16 protein-coding genes and 1 tRNA gene are annotated in these 18,720 nt (G+C 52.4%); 4 read left to right on the top strand and 13 right to left on the bottom strand.

The window, feature by feature from the left end:
* Window positions 1-112: 112 nt before the first annotated feature.
* Complete coding sequence (locus tag ACMV5H_RS06690; RefSeq protein ID WP_414821622.1) at window positions 113-1,498, bottom strand: fimbria/pilus outer membrane usher protein; 1,386 nt, start codon at window positions 1,496-1,498, stop codon at window positions 113-115.
* A gap of 84 nt (window positions 1,499-1,582) precedes the next feature.
* Entirely contained in the window at window positions 1,583-2,140 is a 558-nt protein-coding gene (locus tag ACMV5H_RS06685; RefSeq protein ID WP_115158575.1) for a fimbrial protein, read from the bottom strand.
* Between the two features lie 455 nt (window positions 2,141-2,595).
* On the opposite strand from ACMV5H_RS06685, the gene ACMV5H_RS06680 reads away from it, so the two are divergent.
* Window positions 2,596-3,420, top strand: a complete 825-nt coding sequence (locus ACMV5H_RS06680; protein ID WP_021805571.1) for a hypothetical protein — start codon at window positions 2,596-2,598, stop codon at window positions 3,418-3,420.
* Between the two features lie 203 nt (window positions 3,421-3,623).
* Here ACMV5H_RS06680 and ACMV5H_RS06675 read toward each other — a convergent pair whose 3' ends face one another.
* A complete protein-coding gene (locus ACMV5H_RS06675) occupies window positions 3,624-4,175 on the bottom strand; it encodes a phospholipase D family protein (RefSeq protein WP_021805570.1) in 552 nt (183 codons plus the stop codon).
* Between the two features lie 209 nt (window positions 4,176-4,384).
* Here ACMV5H_RS06675 and ACMV5H_RS06670 point away from each other — a divergent pair, with 209 nt between their 5' ends.
* Both ACMV5H_RS06670 and ACMV5H_RS06665 read left to right on the top strand, forming a co-directional pair.
* Window positions 4,385-5,704, top strand: a complete 1,320-nt coding sequence (locus ACMV5H_RS06670) for a hypothetical protein (protein WP_414821621.1) — start codon at window positions 4,385-4,387, stop codon at window positions 5,702-5,704.
* Between the two features lie 42 nt (window positions 5,705-5,746).
* Window positions 5,747-5,819 (top strand) — tRNA-Glu (locus tag ACMV5H_RS06665).
* 4 nt (window positions 5,820-5,823) lie between these two features.
* Here the strand turns inward: ACMV5H_RS06665 and fadK are convergent.
* From fadK to ACMV5H_RS06640, 5 genes are all read right to left on the bottom strand, one after another.
* A complete protein-coding gene (gene fadK, locus ACMV5H_RS06660; protein ID WP_414821620.1) occupies window positions 5,824-7,509 on the bottom strand; it encodes a medium-chain fatty-acid--CoA ligase in 1,686 nt (561 codons plus the stop codon).
* 61 nt (window positions 7,510-7,570) lie between these two features.
* Window positions 7,571-7,864 (bottom strand): ferredoxin family protein, encoded by a 294-nt coding sequence (locus tag ACMV5H_RS06655; RefSeq protein WP_414821619.1) that lies wholly within the window; start codon window positions 7,862-7,864, stop codon window positions 7,571-7,573.
* Window positions 7,861-9,150 carry an FAD-dependent oxidoreductase gene (locus ACMV5H_RS06650; RefSeq protein ID WP_059199954.1) on the bottom strand — a complete coding sequence of 430 codons (1,290 nt, stop codon included), beginning with the start codon at window positions 9,148-9,150 and terminating at the stop codon, window positions 7,861-7,863. The genes ACMV5H_RS06655 and ACMV5H_RS06650 overlap by 4 nt, the downstream gene beginning before the upstream one ends.
* Window positions 9,151-9,209: 59 nt before the next feature.
* Window positions 9,210-10,160 (bottom strand): electron transfer flavoprotein subunit alpha, encoded by a 951-nt coding sequence (locus ACMV5H_RS06645; protein ID WP_414821618.1) that lies wholly within the window; start codon window positions 10,158-10,160, stop codon window positions 9,210-9,212.
* Between the two features lie 22 nt (window positions 10,161-10,182).
* Window positions 10,183-10,947, bottom strand: a complete 765-nt coding sequence (locus ACMV5H_RS06640; protein WP_021805564.1) for an electron transfer flavoprotein — start codon at window positions 10,945-10,947, stop codon at window positions 10,183-10,185.
* Window positions 10,948-11,308: 361 nt separating this feature from the next.
* On the opposite strand from ACMV5H_RS06640, the gene ACMV5H_RS06635 reads away from it, so the two are divergent.
* Entirely contained in the window at window positions 11,309-12,193 is an 885-nt protein-coding gene (locus ACMV5H_RS06635; protein WP_021805563.1) for an AraC family transcriptional regulator, read from the top strand.
* A 70-nt stretch (window positions 12,194-12,263) separates the two neighbouring features.
* On the opposite strand, the gene ACMV5H_RS06630 is transcribed toward ACMV5H_RS06635, so the two are convergent.
* From ACMV5H_RS06630 to ACMV5H_RS06610, 5 genes are all read right to left on the bottom strand, one after another.
* The gene (locus ACMV5H_RS06630; protein ID WP_021805562.1) at window positions 12,264-13,415 is read right to left on the bottom strand and encodes an acyl-CoA dehydrogenase; all 1,152 of its coding nucleotides are present in this window, start codon (window positions 13,413-13,415) and stop codon (window positions 12,264-12,266) included.
* Between the two features lie 13 nt (window positions 13,416-13,428).
* Window positions 13,429-15,024 (bottom strand): acyl CoA:acetate/3-ketoacid CoA transferase, encoded by a 1,596-nt coding sequence (locus ACMV5H_RS06625; protein ID WP_209528278.1) that lies wholly within the window; start codon window positions 15,022-15,024, stop codon window positions 13,429-13,431.
* A 180-nt stretch (window positions 15,025-15,204) separates the two neighbouring features.
* Complete coding sequence (gene aroD / locus ACMV5H_RS06620) at window positions 15,205-15,957, bottom strand: type I 3-dehydroquinate dehydratase (RefSeq protein ID WP_115158787.1); 753 nt, start codon at window positions 15,955-15,957, stop codon at window positions 15,205-15,207.
* Window positions 15,958-16,033: 76 nt separating this feature from the next.
* Entirely contained in the window at window positions 16,034-16,900 is an 867-nt protein-coding gene (gene ydiB / locus ACMV5H_RS06615; RefSeq protein ID WP_059199959.1) for a quinate/shikimate dehydrogenase, read from the bottom strand.
* A gap of 62 nt (window positions 16,901-16,962) precedes the next feature.
* Window positions 16,963-18,198 (bottom strand): MFS transporter, encoded by a 1,236-nt coding sequence (locus ACMV5H_RS06610; protein WP_094983038.1) that lies wholly within the window; start codon window positions 18,196-18,198, stop codon window positions 16,963-16,965.
* Window positions 18,199-18,720: the final 522 nt, after the last annotated feature.

Here is an 18,720-nt window from a genome sequence, read left to right as displayed (position 1 = left end):
AAAAGCGAGGACTTTCCGCTTTTCAGGTCGTCAGTGATATCGTCTCGGCGGTGTTAGCCAAACACCCTTATCCTGACGTTTTTAGCCTCACCAAAGAGTCGTCAATCCCCCTCTAGTGAACGGTTACCGCAAAGGTAATTTGGCTATCAATGCTGTCGAACATTTTCGAGTAGTTGAAACGGTAGCTTTGGCCCCGCGGGCGGGAGTCTGACAGCTGTGCATCTGTGTGGGTCAAGTCGAAGGATAGGGCACCCAGTATGCCCATATCGTAACCAATACCCCCGTTGATAGCGTAGTACTGTTTATCGGTAAGGATAAAGCCGCCAAACAGTGACGTTCCTGAAAAGATGCCGAGAGAGGCTTCACCGGTGGCGAGATACGGATTGAAACTTCCATTGTTATTTGATTGCCCCATCATGACTTTATATCTGACATGACCGGAACGCGTCAGGAAAGGAACGTTGGAGGTTTGAATGGTTGACGTTCTCTCCTCACCATTTTCCTCGCGGATGGTTATTTTTAACTCGCCAGAGGTCATGTCGGTGAGATCGTTGATGATAAAGTTGCCGGGCGGCACCAACTTTTCATAGATAACGTTATTATCACCCCGGGTGATGATAATTTTGGCGTTGCTGTTGGCAACTCCTTCGATGACCGGCGCATAGCCACGCAATGCCGGTGGCAGCATGCGATCGTCGCTGATAATGGCAACCCCGGTATAGTCCATGGCGTCGAAAACATCGGATGAAAGATAGTTTCTGCCGAGAGTTAAATGAGCACCGGCATCATTGAGTGAACGCGCCAGGTAAGCCGTTGGCGTGCTGAAGCGCGATTGCTTTTCGCCCTGCCGGCCTTTATATAAAAATGCCTGATGGTGACTTCTCAGGCGCCAGGAACCGTAGTTCACACCGGCAGTCCCGTAGCCAGATAATGACAGGTAGTTTGAACCCTGCTTATTCTGATAGACGTTGCCACTGGCGTTATAATCAAGCAGGATGCCGGGAATGCCTTCATCCCATTGCGCCGGTGGTATCCAGTTGGGATCGTTATACTTTAACGCTGCCTGCGGGATCGTCAGCAGCAGTTCGCTCTTTTTACGATCGATTCTCACCGTGCTGCCTGCATAATCCTCAACGATAATGCAGGTGCTATCCCCTGGTGCGTGGTGTTCCATTATTCCCTGCAAGGCACTACTTTTTAAATCAAATTTCTGCAACAGTTCCGGAGTAAAGCAAACCTTGCTGTCCCCCTCGATGTCGATTAACTGGAACTGGAGGGTGCCAACAGTTCTATTATTCAACTTTAACGACAGCAGGTAGTTTCCCGCTGGAATATAATCAGGACGTGAAAAATTACTCAAGCTGATACTCTGTTTATCGAGGATGTCCAAGGCTCTGGTCTCAAACTCAATATCATTGTTTTTTGCATAGGCTGAGTGTGCAACAATGATAAAAAACAATAGGGATGAAGCGGGTGAGTAATTTTTCTTATTGTTCATGATAATAGTTTCTGAACGTCGGTAAGTAGCAGGCTTGGCCAAGCCATACCTGCTAGGTGATAATTACTACTGGATTTGGGGGTTTTAGAGATAGGTCAGAGAGAAGCTGGTCAATGCGTCATAGTGACCGGCAATAACCGCTTCCCCATCCAAGGCAACGACCTGAGCGGAGAATTGCAGGGTGTTGTCTCCGGTGCGCAAGCTATAAGGCTCGGATTTTGTCGCAATCTTAACCTGCTTGTTGGCGGCATCTAACAGACGGATGGCCAAACCCTTGGCATCACCGGTGACCCCCAGGAAACCATTGGCACCACCGACAGACATGCCATCGAAGCGGACGTTGACTTTGGTTTCGGCGGCAGCCTTGGGATCAAATGTGCAGCCGATAAGTTTGATTTTAAACTCGATAGGGGTGCTGTAACCGATAGTGGTCAACTGGGAGTCGGCAACCTGTCCCAAGTTGATCGATTGGTTGTCGCCATCAATACCTGGAGCTAAACCGCAAGGGGCTTTTAACACCGAACCTTTGAACAGGATCTGGCCATTGCCTTGGGAACCAGGGGGAACCTCAGCCAGAACGGTACCGCTCAGCGCTAAAGAGGCTAATACGGTAGCGGCTAGCAGGGTTTTCTTGATAGTCATTTTTAATCTCCATATTTACATGCTGTCTTTGGTATAAATCGGCTATACCTTTCCTTGAGGTTACTTATATAAAAGACCTCACACATAGCGCCTTATCTTGTTGCCAGGTGTGAGATCTCTTAAACACCGTAAATCATTAGCTAGGTGTCCTTTTTAGCTTATCTTCCCTTGAGGATAGGCAGACTTACACAGTATCCTGGATTACTCACTGTCCATTTTTGTTGTTAATTTTGGTATATGTAATAATTATTATTAATTATAAATTAGAGGAGTTATAATTATAGTGGCAATATTTATTAAACCCTTTTAATTCAATCTGTTAGTTTGTTTTTTATGTTATAATTTTTAATAATTTTTACAATCATTGACATTATTTGGTATTATCGGTAGGTTATGTGTTTTTTGATTTTTTGCGTATTTTTAGCGATAAATAAACTGAGAGTGGAGTTTGTTGTGTGGTCGTTTCAATAATCAATGGTAGGAGGCGTGAGATTGGTCTAAGTGAGGATTTGGATGCTGCAGTGGAGATTTATTATAATGCGATTCATAAAATTTATATGACACATCCTCTCTATTTTAAAGTGATGTTTAAAGCCAATCGGAATATTATTTTTTGGTCCATGTTAGGTGGTTATTACACCTTTAAAAACCCTTCTTTTAAAGGGGTTAAGAAGCTTTGCATTAACCATGAATTGTTAAGTGCTAATGCCTTGGATTCATTCATCTCTTTCTTGCAGGTAGGAGGGCGCTTGGCGATCAGGCGTGATGAACAGGATAAACGCAAATTAACTTACCAACCGACAGCCAAAGGGGTAAATGAGGTTCGTGAGTTGATTGATACCCTGCTGCTGGCTTACGCGATGATCTACCCTGAGTTCGCTCTTGCACAGAGGTTTGATCACGATGATTTCATGGCGGATTTTTTCAAAAATTATATACAAGTCATAGGGAAAGAAATGTTTGTGTATGACGTTGTGCCAGATAGCCGTGCATTTTTGACCAAGGATGGGGGGCATATGATGATGTTTCACCTGTATATGGAAAGTCTCAGGCAAAGAACGTTAACGGTGCAATATAATTACTTAAAAGTATCGACGGAGTTTTCGGTATCCCGCTCACATATCAAGCGATGTTTTCAGGCAGCCGAGCGGTTAGATTTATTGAACTTGAGGCAAGATGGCAAGACCATTGAGCTTAAACCCCGTTTTATCGATATGGTCAGAGAGGCCTTCTGTTTTTACCTGGCGAGCGTGGAATATGGCGTTTTTGGGGCGCGTTAATCGGGTCCAGGCATGCCAGCCTTAACTGAATGGTAGGGTCTCGCATATTCGACCGTAGGGGCGCTGCATGCTGCGCCCGCTTTGACTATCAGTGGGTGAGTTCAGAGCATACATCTTCACCAGGGCGCAGAGCAGAATAGTATCCTGACGTAACAGAAATTTTTGTATCTTGCCCGAAGTGGCAACGCTTGCAGATGAACTTATTATGGCAGTTTCGTGGCTTCAAGCCTCACTTTGTAAGGCAGGCCCAAATCCCAGCGGCTTTGCCAGTGCGCGATGAACTGCCTGGTAACGTCGGGCATATAGCGCAGTACTACCACGTTTTCGCTATTTTGCGTTTCAGCTGAGGGAGCATAGTTAAACGAGCCGGTTTCCACCGTCTTGCCATCGACGATAATCGTCTTGTCGTGCTGAATATGATAATGCCCATCGATGCGCATCTGTATGCCGTGAGTGGCCGCGTAGTTAATTGCAGCCTGGCTGGCTTTGCCCTGATTCCGGCGTTTATCGACTACCACGCGCACCTCCACTCCACGATTGTGCGCCGCTACCAGCGCCTGGGTGATATCGGGTGCCTGGAAAGAATAACCGATCATTTGGATGGACTGATGTGCGTGGCCGATAATATTCAGCACCAACGCCCGCGCCGAGCCCTCTGGCGAAAATCCCACTTGCACGTGTGTGGCCGCATTGGCAGCGGTGGGCAAGGCGACGACAGCGATCAGCGCTAGCCAATTGATCCGGTATTTAAACAATTTTGTGCTCCACGGTGAACGCGGTAGGAATAACAAAGCGGCCAGGTTCGCTGAGTTTAACTTGTTCGCATGGGACATTTCACGACTAAACGGGTTGATCAATTGACCTCTATCAAAATAGTCAACAATATGTCATCTGGAAGATGCTCAGGCTGAAGCCAGCGTCACCTGACCTCACAAGATTTTAACTTTTTAACGGATTAAGCCTGATGGATAACCTTGCTCAGCTGTTCTCCTCCCTGCAAAAACGCTTACGCCCGGAAGACGTGGCTGAACTGATCCTCACGCAGTTGGGAGATTCCCTGACTCCAGTGGAAACGGCTCAGCTACGGCAGGCAGCGACTGGGTCACTGAAGTCCGGCCTGGTACAGATGACCTCGATGATGCAGGAATTTCGTCAACCGGTCGCTCCAGAGAAACAGGTGGCGAAGGCAGGAGAGTTATTTGCTGGTGCCCCGGTGTTGGACAGCGTTGATTGCAGCGATATTCAACAGGTTCGCCAACTGATTGAGCAACTGTCGGTGGAGATCCAGAAAGCTCCAGGCAGTAATAATTTTATCGTCGACCGTTTCAGCCGTGCGCAGCGGCGACAGGCGGGCATGGATATCTCCAAACGGCGCTATAACAAGCTGTTCCGTTTTCTGCAGCGCTTTGAGAGCAAGCTGGCGACCTACCAACTGGAAACGCAAAAATACCAGGCGACCCGGATGGCCAAATCGGGGCTGGCAATGATGATCCGCTATGAGGATTTTGCTTCCACGCCGAACGTTGCCTGCTTTATTGCCTGGCTTTCCGCCCGCATGAACCGCCGCAGCGTGTTTACCAACCAGGCTCAGGATCGTGCTTTTGACCAGATTGGCGAGATGCTGCTGGCGCGGGTACAACAGGCGCCGACATCGGCGGGCTGGTACGCCATTGCCCATATCATGCCGGAACGTGACATCGTAAAGCACCTCGACGATCGGCAAAAGCTGAGCTTGTTCACTCTCTATCTGGCACAGCTCAACGAGCTGGCCGGATTGCTGCAATTGATCTGGCAACGCAATACCTTCAATCGCCAGACCATGATAGTAAAGCGTGGCGATGACTCCTCTACCTGGAATGCCCTGGCTGGAGCCTGGAACAGCGCCAGGCAAGGTTGGCTTGCGCTGGCTGTCGTATTAGGCATGGAGGAGATGGTCGAACAGATGTGCCTAGGTAAAGTGCTACGCCTTATGGCTGGGGACGTCGCCGCCTGGCACTATCAGACTGGCGGTGGGTTGGAGCCGGATACTCAGGTATGGGCGCATCTGCCGTTGCCTTGGGAAGTGTTTTCTGGTGCCAGCAGTTGTACCAAAGCCGATGTGCAGCGGGTCTGCGCGCAGTTTGGCGTCGATCCTTATAACAAGGGGTGGATCGGCCCACGCCGCAATCGGCAGGCAGTGCCTTTTGTGCCAACGCCGGAGCTGGTTCATGGCGTGGTGGTGGATAAGCCGGAGATCGCCCTGATACTGCGCAAGGCGGGCTATTTTTCCGGTAAAGGCGGTTAGCCCGCTTGACCGGGCTGACGGCTCGTAGATAATAGCCCTAACTCTGGTATAGCTCAGTGGTAGAGCAGTCGGCTCTCCATCCGACTGGACACAGGTTCGAGCCCTGTTGCCAGAGCCTTTCATTTTGCTTGTTCCGTAATGCGAACATCGTCTCTTCTTCCCATGGCTGCCTGTTTAACCTCTTTGCCAAGACGCTGGATAATATCCTGACGTAGCAGGAATTTTTGTATCTTGCCTGAGGCGTTACGCGGCAGGTTGTCCACCACCACCAGGTGTTCAGGGTATTTGTATTTGGCGACCCGCTTGCGGCCAAAGAACGCGATGACCTCCTCCAGGGTGAGTGAGCCGTAAGCGGCCTTCAGCACGACGTAGGCGCAGGATCTTTCCCCTAATCGTTCATCCGGCATGGCGACAATCGCGGCATCATGGATACGTGGATGTTGCATCAGGATATCCTCCACTTCGCGGCTGCTGATATTTTCCCCGCCACGCACGATAATATCCTTCTTGCGGCCGGTAATTTTAATGTAGCTGTCGGCATCCATGCGGCACAGGTCGCCGCTGTAGTACCAACCATCCTCATCCAGCGCTCGGGCAGTCAGCTCCGGCTCATCCAGATATCCCATAAATACGTTGGGGCCACGCGAGGCTTCTTCACCTTCTTCACCGTTGGAGAGTGGGTTACGCTCTTTATCCACCACTTTGATTTCTATCCCAGGTGCGGCAAAACCGTCGGTGTTGATCACGCGGGAAAGGGGATCGTCCAGGTTGACCACCGCGTGTGGCGAACTTTCCGTCGAGCCGTAGACGCTGAGTAGTTTAATGCCCATTTGCAGGCAATCCTGGGCAATTTTTTTCGGGATGGTGGTGCCGCCGCACAGGAAGAAGCGTAACGATGAGATGTCGTGCGGCTGTTGTTGCAGGGTGCATAACAGGTCATAGACAAAAGGCGTTGCTCCGAGCACGCAAGTACAGCGCTCTTGTTGCAGCAGGGCAAGGCAATCGAGCGGATTAAAGATATCCAGCAGAACGCTGCGTGCGCCAATCAGAAAGGGGGCCGTCACGCCGTGCAAGAAACCGGTCGCATGCCCCAGCGGTGCGGGCATCAGGAAGGTATCCAGCCAGGTGAGATTAAGCCGCGCGCAGTAGGCACGCTCGCTGGCCAGAATATTATTGTGCGTCAGCATCACGCCTTTGGGTTTGCCTTCGGTACCGGAGGTGAACAGCACGGCGGCCAGCTCATCGCCATGCACGCTGACCGGTGTAATCAGTGGTGGAACATCCCGTAGCAACTGGCTAAGTGCGGGGACGGTTGTTGCGGGGGAAAGCTTATCAACGGCCACCACCTCAAGCAGGCCAGGTATTTGATCGCATAGCGGCAAGATGAGCTCAATTGGCCGGGTATTTCTGAACGAGGTTGGCGCGAACAGCACCTTGGCCTGGCATTTGTTCAGCACCCAGACCAGCTCGGCCTCTCGCCAGGAGGGAAGCAGGGGAACGGAAACCGCCCCCGTTTTCAGGCAGGCCAGGTAGATCACGGTAAACTCACACCAGCCGGGAAGCTGAAAGGCGACGCGGTCACCCGGTTGAATACCGCAGGAGATCAGCCATGTTGCCAAGCTACTTGCCGCGCGGTCGAGGGCGGCATAGGTATAGGAAGTTCCTCGATTGTCGATCACGGCAATCTTTTCCGGCATGGCCTGCTGGGTTTGATGCCAGTAATCGGCAAGCGAGGCATCGCCCCAAAAACCTTGTTGCCGGTATTTGGCCCGGCGCTCAAGATTGAGTTTTATCGTGACACTCATTGGTTTATCTCTATTCATTATTTCTGGGGGGAACTGTTCTGGTCCGGTAAAACATTGCCCCTCAGCCGTAGCGAAACTCGACGCCAAACGTCCCCAAAGGATATTCCCACTGCTCAAGAATGGTGTCGCTGCACAGCACGCGGCAGGTTCCGCATTCCAGACAACCGGCAGAATCGAAATGGATATTGCCTGTGCTGTCTTGCTTATACAGCCCGGCAGGGCAGGCCAGCATCAGCTTACGGAACTCCTCCATGTTGGGGTTATCTATCAGAATGATGTGTGGATGGCCTTCATTAACATGGAACTTGTTGATGCCCAGTTTGACGTCTACGTTGACCGGATTTTCGCTGCTCATAGCGCTGTCGCCCCCTTGATGCCGTCTTTCAATAAATTCATCAGCCCAATCTGTTTCACCCTTTTCATCAGAGCCTTACGCACGGGCTGGGTAGGGCTGCCATCGATAGTGAACATATCCCCCATGATGTCCGCGACCATGCGCGGGTACTGCGTAAACAGGCGCGGGTTTTCCATCAGCGCAGGGATTTTGCGGAAGTGGTGCACCTCATGCATCACGCAGTTTTGCTCCAGAGCGTGCTTATACTCTCCTAGGCTACTGGCGGAAAAGTTCTGCCGCTGCTTTGCCGCAATGGCCGTATTGGCAGCCGCCTGGGCCGATGCAATGGCCAGATCCATGCCGCGTATGGTAAAGCCCAGGTTCAGGCAGAATCCTGCCGCATCGCCGACGATCATTACGCCGCCGTCAGCCAGCGTGGGTATCATCGCCTTGCCACCTTCCGGAACCAGGTGAGCACCGTACTCCAGCAGCTTTCCCCCCTGGATCAGCGGGCGAATGGATGGGTGCTGCTTAAAGTCCTCCAGCATCTGGGGCACGCTTTTCCCCGCGTGGCCAATCTCTCCCAGGCCGCATACCAGCCCTAGAGAGAGGGAGTCCCGGTTGGTATAGAGAAATCCTCCCCCCATCAGGCCGTTGGACGGGGAACCGGCAAACAGCCAGGCGGCCCCGTCATTGCCAGAGAGGTTAAAGCGATCTTCGATCACCGAGGGGGATAAACCGATAAGCTCTTTGACGCCTACGGCATAGTGATGTGGCGAAGAAGGGGGCAACAGGTTAATCGAGCGGCCGAGCATGGAATTCACGCCGTCAGCCAGGATCACTATGTCAGCCTTCAGGATATCGTCGCCCGCCTGCACGCCGGTGACCTGATTACCTTCCCGTATCAGCGCGTCGACGCGGACGCCCGAGATAAACTGTGCTCCCGCCTGTTCGGCTTTTTCCATCAACCAGGGATCGAACCGGTTGCGCAGCACGGTATAAGACGCCTGGGCGGCAATATCCGGTTTCTCGCTGTGAAAATCGAGCGTGACGGCGCTTTCCTCCGTCATGAATGAGATCTTCTCGCGGGTGACCTTGCGCTCTACTGGCGCCTCCTGTGCGAACCCAGGCATGATGCGTTCCAGGCTATGGGCATACAGGCGGCCCCCGGTCATATTCTTACTGCCAGCGCTGTTGCCACGTTCGATGACCAGCACATCCAACCCGGCCTGCGCCATCACGTAGCTGGCTACGGCACCAGCGACGCCAGCACCGACCACGATGGCATCAAATTTATCGTCCGACATGCTTATGCTCCCTATCTCGCCGTGGGTGTGCGGCGAGATGCATACGGTGAATCAAAGGGTTAACGACCTAATTGGTCGATCAGGGCAGGGACCACTTTGTAAATGTCGCCTACCAGGCCGTAATCGGCATAGTTGAAGATCGGGGCGTTTTTGTCCTTATTCACCGCGACAATGATCTTGGCACCGTTGCCGCCGACCATATGCTGGATCTGTCCGGAAATGCCCAACATCAGGTAGAGATCGGATTTCAGCTGCACGCCAGATACCCCGATATAGCGCTCGCGCTCCATCCAGTTTTCGCCCTCGGCGATAGGACGAGAGCAGCCAACTTCCGCGCCCAACAAGGCTGCCAGCTCATGGACCATTTTCAGGTCGTCCTGTGCTGCCAGCCCACGTCCGACACCAACCACGCGTTTGGCCTTGCTGAGATCGACGCTGCTCAGCGCTTTGGCACGGCGCTCCTTGCAGAGGATTTCCTGGCGGGGGGTAACATAGCTGAGTTGAGTGACCAGGCAGTCATGAGCCGGGTCGGCGGCGGCAGGCTCCATCACGCCGGGAGCCAGGGTGATGATGGCAGTGGTGGTATTGATTTTTTCCTTACCGAAGGCCAATCCGCCGTACATACGGTGTTCGGCGATGAAATCAGCCCCGTCGACGTGCACGGCGGTCACATCGTTCACTACCGCTGCGTTCAGTAACACACTCAGGCGGGCGGTGAGTGCTTTACCGCGTTTGGTGGCTGCCATCAGCACCAGGGCCGGAGTCTGTTCGCCGTTGACCTCTTTCAAGATGTCCGCCAGGGTTTCAGCATAATTTTCAATGCGCTGCAGTGCGGAGGTTTTCTCCAGCACGTAGATGCCGTCTGCACCCAGAGACTTGAGCCTGGCAACCTGTTCGCTGTCCTGCACGATGGCATAAACATGCTCGCCCCACTGGCGTGCGCCTGCCATCAGTTCGCCGTAGCGCTCAACGTTGTCGCTGAACACCCATACGTTTGTCAGTTTACTCATGATGATTTTCTCCAGTCGTGGGTTAGTTCAGCGCTTTTTTCAGATGGTCCGCCAGCTCGGCAATGGCTTCCGGCGAGTCGTTTTCCAGAATGATGCGTTGGCGCTGTTTCTGCGGCGGTACGGTGATCTCGACCAGCTCGGCCAAAGGCGGCGTCTGGCTCCAGGCAATGTCATTGGCTTGCCACTGATTGACCGGCTTTTTGCCGGCGCCGAGGATCGCCTTCATCGTTGGAATGCGGGGAACGTTAATATCTGAGGTCACGCAGATAACTGCTGGAAGTGGTAGTTCAAGCACCTCGACCTCTTCTTCGAGCGTGCGCTCAACCAGTACACGATCACCGGCAAATTGGATCTGGCTGACGGCATTAACGGTAGGGAGCTGCAAGATTTCCCCAACCAACAGGCCCACCTGCTGGGCATATAAATCCCCGGAACCTTCACCAAACAGCATCAGATCAAAGCCGATTTTGTCTGCGGCGGCAGCCAGCGCGTGTGCGGTATCCATCGGCAGCGCGTTTTCCAGTTGCGCATCCTGCACCAGATAAAGCTCATGAGGGCCGCGCGACAGCACGTCCTTACGCACCTTGGAGTTTTGCAGCAGCGAGCCGCCCACGCAGAGTGCGGTAATGTGATCGTTCTCTGTTGCCAGCTGGGTGGCGGCCTCGATCGCATTTAAATCGAACTGGCTGATTTTGGCTTCGGCGTGATCGAAATCGAGCGTACGTTGTGCGGTAACCACAATATCTTGCTCTTCGGGGACCAGCTTAAAGCAGGTTATTATTTTCATGGTATCTCCTGTGGGTCGCTCGCTGGCGGCAGAGAGCGTTCTATCAGCGGAAAGGACAAAAAGCATGACAATATATTGCGAGTGCGCAGGGGGATTTACGACTGGATAATCTGTTTTTGTTGCTAACAATCTTGCAAAAAAACGGCTAATAACGGATGGATTGTTGTGCGGGAAAATGGTTTGCCAATGAGTAAGGTAAGCCGGCGGCGCGATCGTGGTGATTTTATTTTCGTGCCATCTTGCACGTGGGGCAAACTATCTTGTTTTAGTCGTCTGGGCTCATATTGTATATTGTTTTCTGTCGCTCTATTTTAGCCACTGATCATTTTGCCAAAGCCAACGTTTTTGTGTGGAGGTTGCCATGTTTCAGCGCTGTTTCGATAATAAAAAAGAAGCCCTTTTTGCGCAGGGGATGACGCCAAAACTCTCGCGGTTCGTCATCAGTGACGATCCCAACTGGGAGTCTGGGCATCATGTGCATAATGATGAGAGCGAGCTGATTTACGTTAAGCAGGGGGTGGCCAGGCTGGTCATCGATTCCTCTTACTACGTGGCACACGCTGGTGATATCGTGGTTATTGAGCCTGGCCGACTCCATGCGGTAGCATCAGACTGCACCTCTCCGGCTACCACCTATACCTGTGCCGTCCATGGCTTCAAGTTTCAGTGCTGGGAAGAGAATCAGATTTTACAGCCTCACTCCTGCCCGGTAGTTTCCGTTGGGCAAGGGGGGGAGGTGATAAAAGCGATCCTTCATGAACTCGGCGTGAGATTGCCCCAGCAGAAAAACGAGTTAACCTCATCGATTTATGATGCTTATGGTTATGCCCTCACCGCGCTGTTTTATGAAAACTTTAAAAACGCTTACCGTTCAGAGTTGGGGTACATTAAAAAAGATGTGCTGGTGAAGGATGTACTGGTTTATTTGAATAATAACTATCGTGAGAAGATCACGCTCGAACAGCTAGCTAAAAAATTCCGCGCCAGTGTCAGCTATATTTGCCATGAGTTTGCTCGTGAATATCATATATCACCGATTAATTACGTTATTCAACGCCGGATCACCGAGGCCAAGTTTACACTGACCAATACCGATAATAGCCTCAATGAGATCGCCTGGCGGGTTGGGTACGAAAACGTCGACCATTTTGCCAAATTATTTATGCGTCATGTCGGTTGTTCCCCAAGTGATTATCGTAAGCAGTTCAATAATAACTTGGTGGAACAGGCATGTTTACCGGGTTGAATCTGCTGGTGGCTTATTGATAATGCGCCAGGAGGTTGGCTTCTTGGCTACCTCCTGGCGTTTTAGTGCCTTATTTGCTCTGGTAGTCTTTGAGGATCTGGCGGCCAGCAATATAAATCATGATTTCATCGGTGCCACCGCCAATCCTTTCGCAGCGTACGTCACGCCAGAAGCGGGAAACCCGAGCCTCATCCGTATAGCCCAGCCCGCCCATGATCTGGATGGCGTCATCAATTACTTCCATCGCCGTACGGGCGCAGTGGAGCTTACACAGCGCGGCGCTGGTGCGCAGTGACTGTTTCTGATCCGCCTGCCAGGCCACTTTCATCACCATATTGCGCATGTTGTCGACCTTGATCGCCATCAGCGCCAGCTTTTCCTGGATCATCTGGTTATGGCCGATCGGCTTGCCGAAGGCGATACGCTGGTTGGCGTAACGGGCGGCATCTTCAAACGCGCACTCGGCGAAACCGGCGCTGCGTGCGGCGTTGATCAGGCGCTCCATTTCAAAGTTGTACATCACATTGAGGAAGCCCATGCCTTCTTCACCCACCCTATCGCTCTCATCCACCTCAACGTTATCGAGGTAAACTTCGCAGGTGCTCAGCATATGCCAGCCGATCTTGTGCAGCGGATTGACCTTAATGCCCGGCTTGTTGGATTCCATCCACCACAGGGTGAAGGCCTTTTTCGGATCTTTGGGCTCGGGGTCGCGCGCCAGAACCAGCATATACGGGTATTCTTTGGCACCGGTGATAAAGGTTTTTTGCCCGTTCAGATATACCTTGCCGTTTTTACGGGTGTAGGTAGTGGTCGCGGCGCTATTGTCCGAACCTGCGCCCGGTTCGGTCAGGGCCAGCGCATAGGCCGGATCGCCAGTGGCCAGCGTGCTTTCTGCTGTCTTGCGTAGCTGTTCGGCTGAGCCAAAACGGCGCATGCTGTGAATACACTGGCCGTTGGTGATCAGGAACGCCGGTGCGCCACATTTGGAGACTTCCATCAGCGCCAGCATCTGGGTGACATAGTCCGCCGGAATACCGCCGAATTCTTCTGGCACACCTAACAGGGAAATACCGCTATCGGCGAGCGCGCGCATAAACTCGGTAGGGTAGGTTGAGGTCTGATCGCAGGTGCGGAAATACTCTTCCGAAAAGTTATTGCCGATCAGTTCCCGAATACTGGCAAGCAGCAGTTCCTGCTCTTCAGTTAAAGAAAAGTCCATAGCCTTACTCCTTTTAATATACCGCTTCAGGTAAAGTGAAACCCATGACGCCGTCGATAAACAGTCTTTCGTCCATCAGTTTTAACTGCGGGGAAATAACCGGGGCGAAATCCATTTTTGCCAGAATGTCTTTTTCCAGATCGACGCCGGGGGCAATTTCAACCAGGTGCAGACCATCGGCTTTGAGCGTAAAGACGGCGCGTTCGGTGATGAAGCGCACGTCTAATCCCCGTTCGAGCGCGATTTTGCCGCTAAAGGTGATCTCTGGTAATTGCTTGATGAATTTGTTGACGCGCCCTTCCTGCACAATATTCAGCTTGCCGTCGGTGATGTCGGTTTTTAAACTGCCGGCGGTGAGGGTGCCGCAGAACACAATCTTTTTCGACGTCGCGCTGATATCGATAAAGCCACCGGTGCCCATGATTTTGCCGTTGAATTTATGCACGCCAACGTTGCCCTGTTGATCCACCTCGGCAAAGCTCAGGTAACAGACATCCAGCCCACCGCCGTGGTAGAAATCGAACTGGGAGGTCATATCCAGGACGGCACGGGTGTTGACGTTCGCGCCGAAGGCCACGCCCTGCGAGGTAATACCGCCAATGGGGCCGGTCTCGACCGTCAGCACGAAATCATCGGCACATCCCTCTTCGCGGGCGACTAGCCCAATGCCATCGGCAATGCCCACCCCAACGTTGCCCACCGCTCCTTTACGCATCTCAAAGAGTGCACGTCGCGCCACCAGTTTGCGCTGGTTAAGGGGCAGGGCGATTTGGGTGCTGTCATCGAGCACGAAATCGCCGGAAATAAAGCGGTTTACCGGGGCGCCGCCATACAGCTGCGTCTGCTGTGGATCGACCACTACGATATCAACCAGATAGCCAGGGATGCGCACCGATTTAGGGTGCAGCGTCGCCTTCTTGACCATTTTTTGCACCTGCATCATCACGATGCCGCCGTTGTTATGCACCGCCTGGGCAATCACCAGCGCGTCCAGATACATCACCTCATCTTCGAACGAGGCATAGCCTTCGCTGTCGCAGGTGGTGGCGCGAATAAAGGCGACGTTGGGCGCAATAGCCTTGTAGTAGAGATATTCCTGGTTATCGATCTCGACCAGCTTGATGAGATCTTCTTTGGTCACCTCATTGAGTTTGCCGCCTTGCTGGCGCGGGTCGACGAAGGTACCAATCCCGATCTCGCTTAAAATCCCCGGTTGGTGTGCCGCTGCGGCCCGTAGGGTCTGGGTCAACACGCCTTGGGGATAGTTGTAGGCCGCAATCTTGTTCTGCTCGGCCAGATCGGAGATGCGTGGGGATTGTCCCCAATGCCCGCACAGTGCCCATTTCACCAGCCCAACCTGTGCCAGTGGGCTGATACCGCGATCGGCGCGGTCGCCTAACCCTGTCGGGCTGATTAATGACAGGTCACGCGGGGTTTGCGAGGTTTGATATTTCTCTGCCAGCGCGGTAATTAAGGTGGTGGCCTCCAGAATACCGCCACCGGCCCCTAATACGCATAAGGTGGCTTCGTCAGGAATATAATTTACCGCCTCTTGTGCCGATAATACCGGGACTCTGCCATTGATTCTTTTCGGTTTTACCAGTTCCATAATTACTCCTGTTAATGACCGATGCATTTATTTTATTTTGCGGGGCAACCAAACTCGCACGCAGGCGCGCGGATGCCGCAATTAAGCTGCATGAAAAATTGATTGCTCTTTTTAGTGACTTGTTTTATTCGGCGGAAAGACGATTATTCCCGCCGACAGTAATATCAGTACGCCACTGAATTAATGCAGTATCGTTAATATGGTGCGTAAATCCGTGACGGAGATTTGCCCCGGCGCGGAGGCTTTCTTGACGGCGCCAAAGGTGGCCGCAGAGCCAAAGGTTTCGCCCGCTAACCGGGATACAATGCCGGTTTTGGCCATCGACATGGTGATTATCGGCCCGTTGGCATGCTTTTCGTGCATTTCCAGCGTCGCGGCCAGCAGCGTCAATACGTCACTTTTGTTTTGCGGCATCAGGGCGATTTTCGGAATATCGGCTCCCAATTCCTGCATTTTGCACAGGCGCTTGACGATTTCCTCCTGCGGCGGCGTTTTATGGAAATCATGATTCGACATGATGACCAAGACGTTCTTGGCGTGGGCATGGGCCACGGCCTCTTTGAGCAGTTCGTCGCCGGTAAACAGCTCCAGATCGATCATATCGACCAGGCCGCTGTCCACCGCCGCCAGATTGAGCGCGATATAGGCCTGTGGGGGCAACGCCTGCTCACCACCTTCCTGCGCGCTGCGGAAGGTAAACAGCAGCGGCTTGTCGGCAATGATCTCTTTGATCTGACGGGCGGCGGCTAGCACGTTGCTGAGCGTGGCGACATCCGCAAAATGATCGACGCGCCACTCCAGAATATCGAAATCAGCGTGACGATAATCCTGCGCCTCAGCCACCACGGCAGGGATATCTTTGCCCATCAGCGAGACAATGATTTTTGGCGCGCCTTCGCCGAACACAATGTTTTTTACGGTTATGGTTTTCATTTTTACCTTTTGCATGCTCTTTTGCCGCAATCAATAAGGTGGTGATTTAAGCCCATCACCACGCGCTACGGGAATGCTACGCCTCAAATCCCATCACCTGCTTAACGTATTCCAGTGGGAAATCTTTGCCAGTCCACAGTTTGAACTGTTCGGCGCCTTGCCATAACAACATGCCGTAACCGTCCACCGTTTTGCAACCTGCCTGTTGGGCCATTTGCAGCAACTTGGTCATGTGCGGGTTATACACGCACTCCGTCACCAGCAGTTGCGGGCGCAGCATGGCGATGTCGCTAACGATGCTCTCGTTTTCCAGCGGCTTCATCCCGACTTTGGTGCCGTTAGTCAGGATATCCGCGCTGGCGATAGCACTGGCAAACGCTTGCTGGTCTGCCAGATCGGTCACGGTTACCTTGCAGTCGGTGTTGTCGTTGACCCGTTTGGCAAAGTCGAGCGCCTGTTCAAAGAACTCGTCCTTACGATTAAACAGCTTGATCTCTTTGATGCCTTCAACGGCGGCCTGTGCGCCGATAGCGGTAGAAGCGCCACCCGCACCGACCAGCACCATGGTTTTGCCCTTGATATCAAAACCGGTTTCCTTGATGGCCCGAATATGCCCGGTACCGTCGGTGTTATAGCCGCGCAGATAGCCGTCGTCGTTGACGATGGTGTTGATAGCGCCAACCAGTTTGGCCGCTGGCGTCAACTCATCGACATACTGGCAGGCAAACTGCTTGTTAGGCATCGAGACGCCGGTGCCGCGCATTTTTAACGCCTTCAGCCCTTCAATCGCGCTGGCGAAGGTGGTGGTATCGACTTCGAAAGCCATATAGGTAAAAGGTAGCCCGACTTTATCCAACGCTTTATTTTGCATCTCTGGCGATAAGCTGTGTCTGATCGGATAGGCCATCAGCCCGATAAGCTCATATTTTGCGGTTACATCCATTCTAAACTCCTTGTCTAACCATGTTCGTGTGGGGCGCAAACCTGCGTAATCGCTGTTTTGGGTTATTGGAAAAAGCGCTCGCCCAATCGCAGGTCACTTTGCGGGACTTTGAATACTTTGTAATAGCGAATGAAGACGATGATGGCGGTAACAAAGGCCAGCAGGGCAAAGGCAATATCCAGCAGGATGATGTATTGCAAACCAATGTTGGAGAGGTAACCGGTGATTAATGGGATCAAGAAGTTGGCTAACCCGCCCATCATCATATAAACGCTGGTGACCTTGGCTTTGCTTTTCGGAAAGAACTCGGACATGACAGAGACGCCAAGCTGCAATATTCCCCCGGCGGCGGAGAAACCAATCGCAAAGGCACCAAGGTTACAAACCAGCGGTGAGGGATACAGATAGATAATGGTTGCCGCGATCACCGAGACACCGGCGTTAAACACGTTGGCCCATACCGGGCGCACGGTGCTCTTTAACAGCAGGGCGAAGATAAACACGCACATCAGCGAGCCAAGGCTATACCAGGAGATGGTTTTCAGCGCGTCGGCCTCCGCCATACCGGCAAATGCCATTGCGTATTTCGGCATCCAGACCACGATCACGTAGAAGGTAGAGAATGCGGCTACGCCGAAGATAACGGAGGAGACGCCCTCCAACCAGGCTAGCGGCTTACTGTTCATCTGCGGCAATTCTTTAGCCACGGAGGCATCAACCAGCTGGCTGGGGAATTTGCTTTTAAGCAGCAGCAAGGTGATCAGGACGAACAGGATCCCTGGGATAACCATCGCGTAGCCGTACCAGATGTGGCTGACCAGCAGGTAGCTGACCAGCATCGGATAGAACATCTGGCCGAAAGAGACCATGGCTTTCACCAGGATCACCGCCGAGCCGGACGTCTTGGGATAGCTCTCCATCAGGGCAGGATAGCCGCCGGTATCAAGCGCCGCATTGGCAACGCCAACACACACCGCCAGGCCAAAGGCGACGATCAGATTAGGGCTGGCCGGGATGCCAAAGAAGAACAGAATATACAGCGCGACGCCGATCAAAATGGCGGCGCGGCGGCCAAACTTATCCGATATCACGCCGAAGAACAGAATGCTGACTAGCCGGCCTAACCCAATGCCAGATATCAGGTAGGCAATGCCCGCGTTGTCGGTGCCGAATTTCTCGGCCAGTGGCGTCATGTTTTGTGCCAGCGTAATGACGCTGGCGCCGTGGAGAAAATAACTCAAATAGATACTGATGACCGCTAATAAAAATGGCGCTTTGAAGGCCTTGCTCTGGCTCATGCTGTTCTCCGCTTGTCGCTAATTTTTTACGTTTTTTGATCCAGGGGACCTGTTGTTCTGGTGGCCTTTCTTTTTAATTAATCATTGCGGGAAAGTAATGGGTGAAAACATCCCGATAAGTCACACTGTGGTAAATAACTTGGGTCATGGATAACCGCCAATACACCGGTAACCTGACGTGTGCTGAGTATAGGTAATGCAGTAGGTGATAAATACGTAATATACCGTTTTAGTTTTCAACTTTATTGCAGGGAAAGATGCTGAGGTGGCGCTTGATGGTGTTGCCGAATTGTGCCGATATTTCGCTGGTTAAATCAGGTATGGAAGGCTGCTGCACGGTGTTTACTTTTTGGGCGAGGTGAAGGCGAATGGTTATTAACAAGCTATTTACTTTGTCTGGAGATCAGCTGCTGACGGAATACTGTCTGATATTGCATGCGGTCATAATAATATTGTATGTGGTGCCGGACGGAGGAATAAAGCCACATTTTCCAACTGGCTCATAACGTAGGGGCGCTGCAT

Source organism: Serratia sp. N21D137, assembly GCF_047530005.1.
In the GTDB taxonomy this organism is placed as follows: domain Bacteria; phylum Pseudomonadota; class Gammaproteobacteria; order Enterobacterales; family Enterobacteriaceae; genus Chania; species Chania fonticola_B.
The sequence above is the reverse complement of the archived record's forward strand: the minus strand, read 5'-3'. Positions and strand labels throughout refer to the sequence as shown.